This window comes from Burkholderia sp. USMB20, assembly GCF_000949135.2.
In the GTDB taxonomy this organism is placed as follows: domain Bacteria; phylum Pseudomonadota; class Gammaproteobacteria; order Burkholderiales; family Burkholderiaceae; genus Burkholderia.
Window position 1 is genome coordinate 199,149 of record NZ_JTAN02000012.1, and the last position, 11,937, is coordinate 211,085.

Sequence of the window (11,937 nt, forward strand, 5' to 3'; positions counted from 1 at the left end):
CGCGACCCGTTTCACTACGCAAGCAATTAGGTCAACGACGCTTAATGACGAGACATGGATTGGAGGACTGAATGGACGGGAATCCGTTTCTGAAGATACAGGGCCTGGGCCGCGCGCTGATGCTGCCGATCGCGGTGTTGCCGGTCGCCGGCATCCTGCTGCGGCTCGGGCAGCCGGACGTGTTCAACATCAAGATGATCGCCGACGCCGGCGGCGCGATCTTCGACAACCTGCCGCTCCTGTTCGCGATCGGCGTGGCGGTCGGTTTCGCGAAGGACAACAACGGCGTGGCGGCACTCGCGGGCGCGATCGGCTATCTGATCGAAACCGCGATCATGAAGGACATCGATCCCAAGCTGAACATGGGCGTGCTGTCCGGGATCATCGCGGGTGTCGTTGCGGGCTTGCTGTACAACCGCTACAAGGACATCAAGCTGCCCGACTACCTCGCGTTCTTCGGCGGCAAGCGGTTCGTGCCGATCATCACCGGGCTCGTGTGCGTGGTACTCGGCATCGTGTTCGGATACGTGTGGCAGCCGGTCCAGCATCTGATCGACGCGGCCGGCCAGTGGCTGACGACGGCGGGCGCGATCGGTGCGTTCGTGTTCGGCTTCCTGAACCGCCTGCTGCTCGTTACGGGCCTGCACCACATCATCAACTCGCTCGCGTGGTTCGTGTTCGGCAACTTCACGCCGCCGGCCGGCGGCGAGCTCGTGCACGGCGACCTGCACCGCTTCTTCGCGGGCGATCCGACCGCGGGCACCTTCATGGCCGGCTTCTTCCCGATCATGATGTTCGGCCTGCCGGCCGCGTGTCTCGCGATGCTGCACGAAGCGCCGAAGGAGCGCCGCGCGATGGTCGGCGGCCTGCTGTTCTCGATGGCGCTCACGTCGTTCCTGACCGGCGTGACCGAGCCGATCGAATTCAGCTTCATGTTCCTCGCGCCGGTGCTGTACGTGATCCACGCGGTGCTCACCGGTCTGTCGCTCGCGATCTGCCAGATCCTCGGCGTGAAGCTCGGCTTCACGTTCTCGGCCGGCGCGATCGACTACGTGCTGAACTACGGGCTGTCGACGAAGGGCTGGATCGCGGTGCCGCTCGGCATTGCGTACGGCGTCGCGTACTACGGGCTGTTCCGTTTCTTCATCCGCAAGTTCAACATGGCGACGCCCGGTCGCGAGCCGGCCTCGGCCGACTCGGCAACCGAGTCGTTCGGCTCGGGCGGCTTCGTCGCACCGGTGGCCGGTGCCGCGGCGGCAGCGCCGCGTGCGCAGCGCTACATCGCCGCGCTCGGCGGCGCGGGCAACCTGACGGTCGTCGACGCCTGCACGACGCGCCTGCGCCTGAGCGTCGTCGATCCGGAGAAGGTGTCGGAGCCGGAACTGAAGTCGATCGGCGCGCGCGGCGTGCTCAAGCGCGGCGGCAACAGCGTGCAGGTGATCATCGGGCCGGAGGCGGACATCATCGCCGACGAGATGCGTTCGGCGATCGGCAGCGGTGCGGCCGGTGCCGCGGCGACGGCCCCGGTCGCGGCCGCGCAGCAGGTCACCGGCGCGGCGGCCGGTCCGCTCGATCCCGATCCGCTGCGTTGGCTTGCGGTGTTCGGCGGCGCGACCAACGTCGCATCGCTCGACGCGATCGCGACCACGCGCCTGCGCGTCGTCGTGCGCGATGCAGCGGCGGTCGATCGCGATCGGCTCGGCGCGCTCGATGTCGCATGGGTGACGCCGGACACGTTCCATATCGTCTGCGGCAACGCGGCGGCACGCTATGCCGAACAGCTCGGCGCGCGCCTGCCGTCGACGGGCGGTGGTGCGGCCGTGCAACCGGCATGATGCGATGAGACCGGCCTGATCCGCCTCGCGGATGCGGCCGCCGGTCGGTAAAACGAAAACGGCTTGCGACGCGTGTGTCGCAAGCCGTTTTTCATTGGTGGCGCGCGGTTGCGATGCGTGCATCGGCATCGCGCTCAATTGGCATCGACGTGCCGCGCGTGCCGAACGAATGTCCGGACGAAAAAAACCTCGCACGTAGCGAGGTTCGTTCCCGATGGCGCGCGGCGGGGCGATCAACCGCCGCCGCATATGAGCGGTCAGTCGCGGCGTGCGCGCACCGGCGCTTCCTGCGGCTTCTGCCGCGCTTCGAGCCACATCGCGTTGACGATGCCGAACGACAGCGCGACGCCGATACCGAGAATCCAGCTGAAGTACCACATGATCCGACTCCTTGCGAAACGGTGGGCGAGGGCGCGTGCGCGCCCCGGCCGGGTTCAATACATCGAGTGCTTGTTCTCTTCGAGCGACTGGTGCGTGACCTTGCCGCGCATCACGCGGTACACCCAGCTCGTATAGAGCAGGACGATCGGCAGGAACACGATCACCGCGAACAGCATCACCTGCAGCGTCATGTGGCTCGACGTCGAATCCCACACGGTCAGGCTGCTGCGCGGGTCGAGCGACGACGGCATGATGAACGGGAACATCGAGAAGCCCGCGGTCAGGATCACGCCGGCGATCATCAGGCCGGTGCAGAAGAACGCCGTCTTTTCCTGCTTCGAGCCGGCGAGCAGCAGCGCGAGCAGGCCGCCCGCGATCCCGACGACCGGCGCCGCGATCATCCACGGATACTCGCCGTAATTCGCGAGCCACAGGCCCGAGCCGGCCGCCACGTCCTTCAGCAGCGGGTTCGCGACCGTGTCGGTCGGCGCGGCGTGCGTGATGTGGAAGCCGCCGATGGTCGACGCGATCAGCACGCCGGCCAGCACGAACAGCACGACCGCGACGAGCGCCGACACCCGCAGCGCGATCGACGCGCGGCGTGCGATCACGCCGTCGGTCTTCATCTTGATGAATGCCGCGCCGTGCGCGACCAGCATCGTGAGGCTGACGAGCCCGCAGAGCAGCGCGAACGGGTTCAGCAGCGCCCAGAAGCCGCCGTAGTAGGTGACGCGCAGGTCGCTGTCGAACTTGAACGGCACGCCCTGCAGCAGGTTGCCGAACGCGACGCCGAACACCAGCGCCGGCACGAAACCGCCGACGAACAGGCCCCAGTCCCAGCCCGCGCGCCAGCGCGGGTCGGGCCGCTTGCTGCGATAGTCGAAGCCGACCGGCCGGAAGAACAGCGCGAACAGCACGAGCAGCATCGCGAAGTAGAAGCCGGAGAACGACGCGGCATAGACGAGCGGCCAGGCGGCGAACATCGCGCCGCCGGCCGTGATCAGCCACACCTGGTTGCCTTCCCACGTCGCGCCGACCGTGTTGACGATGATGCGGCGTTCCTCGTCGGTCTTGCCGAGGAACGGCAGCAGCGCGGTCGCGCCCATGTCGAAGCCGTCGGTGACGGCGAAGCCGATCAGCAGCACGCCGACGAGCAGCCACCAGATCAGCTTGAGAGTTGCATAGTCCATAGCGATTCCTTGTTCCGTTGCGGGGGCGTGCTCAAACCGCGGCACGCTCGCCGGCTGCGGCGAGTTCGTGGTGATAGCGGCCGGTATGCAGCGACGACGGGCCGAGGCGCGCGTACTTGAACATCAGCTTGATCTCGATGACGAACAGTGCCGTGTAGAACGCGATGAAACCGGCGAGGCTCAGGTACAGGTCCGTCGACGTCAGGCTGGACGCGGACAGATGCGTCGGCAGGATGCCCGCGATCGTCCACGGCTGGCGACCGAGCTCGGCGACGACCCAGCCGAATTCCGCGGCGAGCCACGGCAGCGGGATTGCCCACACCGCATAGCGCAGGAACCAGCGACGGTTGTCCTGCAGCAGCTCGCGGCGCGCGCAGAACCAGAACGCGGCGACGAAGGTCGCGAGGAACAGGAAGCCGAGGAACACCATGATCCGGAACGAGAAGAACACGGGCGCGACCGGCGGGATGGTCTTCTTCGCGGCGGCCTTGATCTGATCCGGCGTCGCATCGGTCACGTTCGGCGTGAACTGCTTGAGCATCAGCCCGTAGCCGAGATACTGCTTGTGCTGGTCGAACAATGCGCGGGTCGCGTCGCTCGTATCGCCCTGCTTGATCTTCTGCAATGCGCCGTACGCGACCATCCCGCTCTGGATGTGCTCCTCGCTGCGCTTCGCGAGCTCGCGCAGGCCGATCACCGGTTCGTCGATCGAGCGCGTCGCGATCAGGCCGAGCGCGTACGGGATCTTGATCGCGTAGTCGGTGCGCTCTTCCTTCTGGTTCGGAATGCCGATCAGCGTGAACGACGCCGGCGCCGGCTGGGTTTCCCATTCCGATTCGATCGCGGCGAGCTTCATCTTCTGCACTTCGCCGGTCGTATAGCCCGACTCGTCGCCGAGCACGATCACGCAAAGCGTCGACGCGAGACCGAAGCCGGCCGCGACCGCGAACGAGCGCAGTGCGAAATCGGTGTCGCGCTTCTTCAGCAGATACCACGACGAGATGCCGAGCACGAACATCGCGGCCGTCACGTAGCCGGCCGACACGGTGTGCACGAACTTCACCTGCGCGACCGGGTTGAACAGCACGTCGAACAGGTTCGTCAACTCCATGCGCATCGTCTGGTAGTTGAACTCGGCGCCGACCGGGTTGTTCATCCAGCCGTTCGCGACGAGGATCCACAGCGCGGACAGGTTCGAGCCCAGCGCGACGAGGAACGTGACCATCAGGTGCTTGACCTTCGACAGGCGGTTCCAGCCGAAGAAGAACAGGCCGACGAACGTCGACTCGAGGAAGAACGCCATCAGGCCCTCGACCGCGAGCGGCACGCCGAAGATGTCGCCGACATAGTGCGAGTAGTACGACCAGTTCGTGCCGAACTGGAATTCGAGCGTAATGCCGGTCGTCACGCCCATCGCGAAGTTGATCCCGAACAACTTGCCCCAGAACTGCGTCATGTCCTTGTAGACCTGTTTGCCGGTCATCACGTAGACGGCTTCCATGATGACGAGCAGCCAGGACAGGCCGAGCGTCAGCGGCACGAACAGGAAGTGGTAGAGCGCCGTGATGCCGAACTGCAGACGCGACAGATCGACGACTTCGCTACTTATCATGGTGGTCTCCCTCGGTAGATGCAGGCGCCGGCACCGAGAGCAGCTTCTCGGCGACGACGGCAGGCGGCAGCGACATGTGCTCGGCCTGCGGATGATTGAAGAATGCGTATTTGAGCGACATCAGGAGGATCAGCTTGACGATCAGCACCAGCGTGATGTCGCGCATGAGGGTCGGCCCGCGCGCCCACGCGGCGATGCGTGCGCGCCAGCCGCAGCCTGTGGCCTGCGGGGGACGCGGCGCAGGCGCTTTATTGATCGAGATCAAGGTGATTATCCTGAATCGATTTACATCGGTTTTGGGGCGACTTTACGTCGGATTTATGACGGCAGTTAAGCTGTTTTAATCCTTTTGAGCCGACATGCCAATTTTAAAATGCCGGCTTTCCGATGCCGAGTGCGGCGATGCGGCAGACCGTCGCGAAGCGCGTGTCGAAACTTGAGGCAGATCAAGGTTATGCGGAAGGGGCCGGAATTCGCCCGATACCCGATCAACAAGGTCGATTAATCAGACACGATCGAGGCTAAAAACGACAGACGAAAAAAAACCGCTGCCGGGCGGGCAGCGGTTTTGGGTGAAGCGCTCTAAATCGCGGATTCAGGCGTATTCGGCAAGTGCGGTGCGCATCTTCTTCATGGCGCTCGCTTCGATCTGGCGGATGCGTTCCGCCGATACGCCGAACTCGGCCGCGAGATCGTGCAGCGTCGAGCCGCCCGAGCCGTCGTCGTCGACGTTCAGCCAGCGCGCCTCGATGATCCGGCGGCTGCGTGCGTCGAGCGCCTCGAGCGCCTGCGCGATGCCGTCCGTCTGCAGCATGTCGCGCTGACGCGCGGCAAGCACGGCGGTCGGCTCGTTGTGCGAATCGGCCAGGTAAGCGATCGGCGCGTACGACTCCTCGCCGTCTTCCACTTGGCCCTCGAGGGCGATGTCGCCGCCCGACAGGCGCGTTTCCATTTCGGTCACGTCTTCGCGCTTGACGTTGAGCTCCTGCGCGAGGCCGTCGATTTCCTCGGGCGTCATCGCCTGCATGCTCTTCTTGTGGCTGCGCAGGTTGAAGAACAGCTTGCGCTGCGCCTTCGTCGTCGCGACCTTCACCATGCGCCAGTTGCGCAGGATGTACTCGTGGATCTCGGCCTTGATCCAGTGGATCGCGTACGACACCAGACGCACGTTTTGCGCCGGGTCGAAACGCTTCACTGCCTTCATCAGGCCGATGTTGCCTTCCTGGATCAGGTCGCCGTGCGGCAGGCCGTAGCCGAGATAGTTGCGCGCGATCGACACGACGAGCCGCAGGTGCGACAGCACGAGGCGGCGTGCCGAGTCGAGGTTGTTGTCTTCGCGGAATTCGGTCGCGTACTGGCGTTCCTCTTCGGCGCTCAGCAGCGGGATCCGGTTGACGGCCTGGATATACGCGTCGATGTTGCCAAGCTGGCCCGGCAACATCGATTGAGTCGCGAGCGCCAGCGAGCCTGCCGATTCGGCCTTGGCCGGCGTCGGGCTCAGGGTATTCGGAAGGGTCAGGGCGTGGCTCACTAAAAAACTCCTTTGGAATCAGGGACAAACCCCTGGTCTCGGATGAGATTCCGGGGCCCATCTTAGCACTCCCGTAATCCGAGTGCTAATTCCTTAGAGGGCACGGGGGCATCCAAGTTCCCGGTTTTCTATCGAACTTGTCGAGTCGATAGTCTAATTTGCGACCGGGCTGGCGGAGGGAAGTTCCGTAAGCCATTGTTTCTGATGGTAATCAGTAGACGATTTCGATTTTTGTAGTTTTGGAAGCAAACAATTTCGCTTCGCGATGCCGATCCGAAAAGTCCTTTACCATACCATTCAGTTCGCTCGGGCCCGGCCGCTGCGGCAAGGCTCCATTCAACCCACAAAGTTGGAGTGTCAGATGAACAATAAGAAGAATTGCCGGCCCCATAGTCGGCTTGCGCTGCACGCGCTGCTGGCGGCGTCGCTGCTGGGCGGATCGGGTGCCGCGTTCGCGGATCGATGGGGAATCCAGGCCGGCGGCGGGTTTTCCGATCGCCACGGGATCGACAAGGGCGATCTCGGCGTCGTGTGGGATCCGGGCTGGAACTGGTGGGAAATCGGCGGCTGGCACTTCGCGTTCGTGGTGGAAGGGCACGCCGGCTACTGGCATACGGGCGGCAATGTTCATGGCAGCATCGGCGAATTCGGCGCGCAGCCGATGTTCCGCTTCATCAAGAGCGCGGGCCAGGTGCGTCCGTTCATCGAGGCCGGTGCCGGCATCCGCTTCCTGACTTCCCCGACGATCTCCAACAATCTGTCGCTGGCGACGTCGTTCCAGTTCGTGGACGTCGCCGGCGTTGGCGCCCAGTTCGGAGAACGGCAACAGTATCAGGTCGGTTACCGTTTTCAACATGTGTCTAACGCGGGTATCAAAGAGCCGAATCCTGGTATAAATTTCCACCAGTTCTACGTGCAGTACAACTTCTGATCCGCACGCCGGCGCACGGCGGGCGCGTTGCCGAGGAGTCAGGCGATGGCGAAGGTGGTCGATGCGATTCGCGCGCTCGAGCGCGAACGGTTCCGGGCGATGGTCGACGGAGACGGCGAGGCGCTCGATGCGCAATTGTCGGACAAGGTGTTCTTCGTGCACACCAACGGCAAACGCGAAACCAAGCAGCAGTTCATCGACGCCATCGTCGCCGGCCGCCGCCGCTATCGCCAGATCGAAATCCAGTCGCAGGACCTGCTGCCCGTCGGCGACGCGACCTGCGTCGTCACCGGGCGCGCGTTGATCGAGATGGAAACGAACAACGGCGGGCTGGTGTTTCCGATCGCCTATACGGCCGTCCACACGCATGAGCAGGGCCACTGGCGCCTGCTCGCGTGGCAGGCGACGCGGTGCGCGACCGAGACATGAGCGCGCCTGGCGCTCCTTTTCATGTCCCGACCGAAGCGGCCTTCTGGGCCGCTTTTCATTGGCCCGTGCGGCGCGGATCGCGCGGCGCACGGGCGGTCACGCACCGCTCGCTGACGTTCGAACCCTGAAGCGAAACCTGCCGTCAGGCCGCCGCACGGCGGTCGGCGCGATGCCAGGCCGAGCGGTTGATCGCGCTGACGACCGCATCGAGCGCGGCGCTCGCGGCGTCGTCGTGCACCCCGACACCATGCCGCAGCGGCGCGTCGCCGACCCGGCAGCCGACCGATACCGCGATCCGGCCGTCCGTCGTGCGCGCGTGTTCGCACGAGGCGACGTCGATCGTCGCGCCGGCTGCCGTCGCGAAGGCCGCGGCCACGCGTTGCACGGCGTCTTCGGGCGTCGCATCGGCCGGCGGCGCGCTCGCGATGTCGCGGTTCTGCCAGCGCGCGCCGTTGCCGTGGCGCGCGGCCGGGCCGTCGGTCTCGAAGAATTCGCGCGCGAACAGCGCACAGATCGCGTCGCCGGTCACTTCCTCGCCGGATGCGTCGGCGAGCGTCTGCACCGCGTGGCTGAATTCGATCTGCACGCGGCGCGTCGGCGTGAAGCCCATCCCGCGTTCGAGCAGGAACGTCGCGCCGCCCTTGCCGGACTGGCTGTTCACGCGGATCACCGCGTCATAGCTGCGGCCGAGGTCGGCCGGGTCGATCGGCAGGTACGGCACTTCCCACACCGCGTCGGGGCGCTGCTGCGCGAAGCCCTTGCGGATCGCGTCCTGGTGCGAGCCGGAGAACGCGGTGAACACGAGGTCGCCCGCGTACGGATGGCGCGGATGCACCGGAATCTGGTTGCAGCGCTCGACCACGCGGCGCACCGCGTCGATGTCGGAGAAATCGAGGCCCGGGTCGATGCCCTGCGTATAGAGGTTCAGCGCGAGCGTGACGAGGTCGACGTTGCCGGTGCGCTCGCCGTTGCCGAACAGGCAGCCCTCGATGCGGTCGGCGCCCGCGAGCAGCGCGAGTTCGGCGGCGGCGACCGCGGTGCCGCGATCGTTGTGCGGATGCACGGACAGCACGATGCTGTCGCGATACGCGAGGTTGCGGTCCATCCACTCGATCTGGTCGGCGAACACGTTCGGGCTCGCGGCTTCGACGGTCGCCGGCAGGTTGACGATCATCTTGTGATCGCGGGTCGGACGCCACGCCTGCGCGACCGCGTCGCACACTTCGCGCGCGAACGTCAGCTCGGTCATGCTGAAGGTTTCAGGAGAGTACTGATAGGTCCAGTGCGTGTCCGGGCGAGCCGCCGCGTGTTCCTTGATGAGTCGCGTGCCGTCGACCGCGAGCGCCTTCACGTCGGCCTTCGACATCCCGAACACGATGCGCCGGAACGACGGGCAGATCGCGTTGTACAGGTGCACGATCGCGCGCGGCACGCCGTCGAGCGCGTCGAAGGTGCGCGCGATCAGGTCTTCGCGCGACTGCACGAGCACTTCGATCGTCACGTCGTCGGGGATCCGCTTCTCGTCGATCAGCTTGCGGACGAAATCGAAGTCGGTTTGCGACGCCGACGGAAAACCGACTTCGATCTCCTTGAAACCGATCGCGACCAGCATGTCGAAGAACTCCAGCTTCTGTTCGATGCTCATCGGCTCGATCAGCGACTGGTTGCCGTCGCGCAGGTCGGTGCTCATCCAGACCGGCGCACGCTCGATGGTGCGGGTCGGCCAGCGGCGGCCATTGATGCGGACGGGTTCGAACGGACGATACTTGTCTTGCGGGTTGCGCTTCATCTTCTGGACCTCGGGTCTCAAGTCGCGAGCGAAGACGGGCGGCATGGGCGACGGTAGGCGCTGCCTCGCACCGTGGCGCCGGAAACGCGCTGCGGATGCGGATGATCTTCGCGAATCGACCGACGGATAGACGGACGAATGCTGACGACTTCGGGTTGTAAAAACTGCGAGAAGGGTGCTGCGAGGAACTGCAGGGAGGGACCGTGCGGACAGCACACGGCGCTAAGACAGCCTTAGGCTAGTCGTAGCGATAGCGACCGCGCTAGGCGGCCGGAGGTAATTCGGAGGGTGTTCGGAAAGGAACGCATGGCGACAACTCTATGCCAGGATGCGGGTGCGTGTCAAATGGTCGGTTGAAAGGCCGGCGCGACAGCACGCCGGCCCGGGATGCCGGTCACGGTGCGATCCGGGTGATCCGGGCGATCCGCACGATCGTGTCGACCTGCCGCGCAAGCGCGTCGGGCACCGGAACTTCGCCGCGCAGCACGGCGTCCGTCCACGCGGCCGTGGTCGCCGCGTCGCGCGATTCGGGCAGCGCGACGGGCGGTGCGTCGCTCGACGAGCGTTCGGGCTCGATCAGCGTGTCGCACACGCCGTCGTGCAGCCAGTCGACCTGCACCTGGCGCCGCGTGTCGGCCACCGCTTCGCCTTCGGTGCCGCGCGCGAGCAGCGCACCGCCGCGCGCGGCGTCCGGATGATCGCGGAACAGTTGCGCGAGGCTGTCGCGGTACGGCGGATGCGTGTAGTTGACGAGCCGCAGCCCGGCCGGCGCGAACGGCTGCAGGATCTTCACGAGCGTGTGCGTGGAGTTGCGCACGCCGAGCACGCCACGCAGCGCCAGCAGACGCGCGATGCGCGGCGCCAGCGCGTCGATCGGCGCGAACGCGACGCGGCGCTCGGCGAGCATGTCCTCGATCGCGTCGTGCGACTTCGACGGCGCGATCGACAGCGCCGAGAAGATCTCCGCGCTCGTCACGCGGCCCGGATCGCGCTCGACGCCGTGCACGAGCACCGGCACGCCTTCGCGCGCGAGCAGCAGCGCGAGCAGCGGCACCAGGTTCGGCTGCTTGCGCGCGCCGTTGTAGCTCGGGATCGATACCGGGCGGAAGGCGGCGTCCTGCACGTGCACCGGTTCGAACGACGCCTGCGCGGCGGCGAGCATCGCGGACAGTTCGTCGGCGCTTTCGCCCTTCAGGCGATACGCGATCAGGATCGCGCCGAGTTCGACGTCCGACACGCGTGCATCGAGCATCGCGCGATAGAGCTCGAACGTGTCTTCGGCGGACAGCGCGCGTGCGCCGTTCGGGCCGCGGCCGATTTCCTTGATGAAGCGGGCGCAAGGGAACGGCGAGGCGGCGGAGTCGTGGGGAGCGGTCATCGGGGCGTGGGGCGGGCGGCCGGCATCGGGCCGCGCGGTGAGCGGTAAGGAATGCCCCGAGTATCGCATGGGCGCGGCTCGCCCAAGCGCGGCTGCGCGCCACCGCCGCGCGGCGCGCTAAACTCGGGTTCCCGGCGGTGCCGTGCGTGCGCTGCAGGCGCCGTTACCGGCCGAATACGACCAACAGAGAGACACCCATGAAGCTTTACAGCTATTTCCGCAGTTCCGCGTCGTACCGCGTGCGGATCGCCCTGAACCTGAAGCAGCTGCCGTTCGACACGGTCCCCGTGCACATGCTGCGCGACGGCGGCGAGCAACTGAAGGACGCGTATCGCGCGGTGAATCCGGATGCCGTCGTGCCGACGCTGATCGACGGCGATGCCACGCTGCAGCAATCGCTCGCGATCATCGAATATCTCGAGGAAACGCATCCCGAACCCGCGCTGCTGCCGAAGGCGCCGGTCGACCGCGCGTATGTGCGGGCGATCGCGCTGCAGGTCGCGTGCGAGATCCATCCGCTGAACAACCTGCGCGTGCTGAAGTACCTGAAGCACACGCTGAAGGTGCCGGAGGAAGCGAAGAACGAATGGTACCGGCACTGGATCGAGGCGGGTTTCGCGTCGCTCGAGACGCGCCTCGCGAGCGATCCGCGCACCGGCAAGCTGTGCTTCGGCGACACGCCGACGCTCGCCGATATCTGCATCGTGCCGCAGGTGTTCAACGCGAACCGTTTCTCGATCGACACGACGCGCTTTCCGACGATCCAGCGGATCGCCGATCATGCGTCGACGCTCGATGCGTTCAAGGCCGCCGAGCCTGGCGTGCAGCCCGACGCCGAATGACATCGAATGACGTCGCGGG

The 11,937-nt window shown here is 65.8% G+C and carries 11 protein-coding genes; 4 read left to right on the plus strand and 7 right to left on the minus strand.

All coding sequences use genetic code 11. From position 1 onward, the window contains the following. Window positions 1-71: 71 nt before the first annotated feature. Complete coding sequence (nagE, locus tag PL79_RS14080; protein ID WP_044847488.1) at window positions 72-1,835, plus strand: N-acetylglucosamine-specific PTS transporter subunit IIBC; 1,764 nt, start codon at window positions 72-74, stop codon at window positions 1,833-1,835. A gap of 257 nt (window positions 1,836-2,092) precedes the next feature. Here nagE and cydX read toward each other — a convergent pair whose 3' ends face one another. The 5 genes from cydX to rpoH form a co-directional block, all read right to left on the minus strand. Beyond that, window positions 2,093-2,215, minus strand: coding sequence for a cytochrome bd-I oxidase subunit CydX (gene cydX, locus PL79_RS14085; protein WP_006483737.1), 123 nt, complete (start codon window positions 2,213-2,215; stop codon window positions 2,093-2,095). Window positions 2,216-2,269: 54 nt separating this feature from the next. Next, complete coding sequence (gene cydB / locus PL79_RS14090) at window positions 2,270-3,406, minus strand: cytochrome d ubiquinol oxidase subunit II (RefSeq protein ID WP_044847487.1); 1,137 nt, start codon at window positions 3,404-3,406, stop codon at window positions 2,270-2,272. Between the two features lie 31 nt (window positions 3,407-3,437). Next, entirely contained in the window at window positions 3,438-5,018 is a 1,581-nt protein-coding gene (locus tag PL79_RS14095) for a cytochrome ubiquinol oxidase subunit I (RefSeq protein WP_044847486.1), read from the minus strand. Next, entirely contained in the window at window positions 5,008-5,283 is a 276-nt protein-coding gene (gene cydP, locus PL79_RS14100; protein ID WP_044847485.1) for a cytochrome oxidase putative small subunit CydP, read from the minus strand. The genes PL79_RS14095 and cydP overlap by 11 nt, the downstream gene beginning before the upstream one ends. Before the next feature lie 330 nt (window positions 5,284-5,613). Beyond that, window positions 5,614-6,549, minus strand: coding sequence for an RNA polymerase sigma factor RpoH (gene rpoH, locus PL79_RS14105; RefSeq protein WP_044847484.1), 936 nt, complete (start codon window positions 6,547-6,549; stop codon window positions 5,614-5,616). Window positions 6,550-6,910: 361 nt separating this feature from the next. Between rpoH and PL79_RS14110 the strand changes: the two genes are divergently transcribed. After that, entirely contained in the window at window positions 6,911-7,480 is a 570-nt protein-coding gene (locus tag PL79_RS14110; protein WP_044847483.1) for an acyloxyacyl hydrolase, read from the plus strand. A 45-nt stretch (window positions 7,481-7,525) separates the two neighbouring features. Then, complete coding sequence (locus PL79_RS14115; RefSeq protein ID WP_044847482.1) at window positions 7,526-7,909, plus strand: nuclear transport factor 2 family protein; 384 nt, start codon at window positions 7,526-7,528, stop codon at window positions 7,907-7,909. Between the two features lie 142 nt (window positions 7,910-8,051). On the opposite strand, the gene leuA is transcribed toward PL79_RS14115, so the two are convergent. Both leuA and ybiB read right to left on the minus strand, forming a co-directional pair. Next, window positions 8,052-9,698: a 2-isopropylmalate synthase gene (gene leuA, locus PL79_RS14120; RefSeq protein WP_044847481.1), complete on the minus strand. Its 1,647-nt coding sequence runs from the start codon at window positions 9,696-9,698 to the stop codon at window positions 8,052-8,054. 394 nt (window positions 9,699-10,092) lie between these two features. Further along, the gene (ybiB, locus tag PL79_RS14125) at window positions 10,093-11,076 is read right to left on the minus strand and encodes a DNA-binding protein YbiB (protein WP_044847480.1); all 984 of its coding nucleotides are present in this window, start codon (window positions 11,074-11,076) and stop codon (window positions 10,093-10,095) included. A gap of 197 nt (window positions 11,077-11,273) precedes the next feature. Here ybiB and maiA point away from each other — a divergent pair, with 197 nt between their 5' ends. Then, on the plus strand, window positions 11,274-11,918 hold the full coding sequence (gene maiA / locus PL79_RS14130) for a maleylacetoacetate isomerase (protein WP_044847479.1): 645 nt from the start codon (window positions 11,274-11,276) through the stop codon (window positions 11,916-11,918). Window positions 11,919-11,937 lie beyond the last annotated feature (19 nt).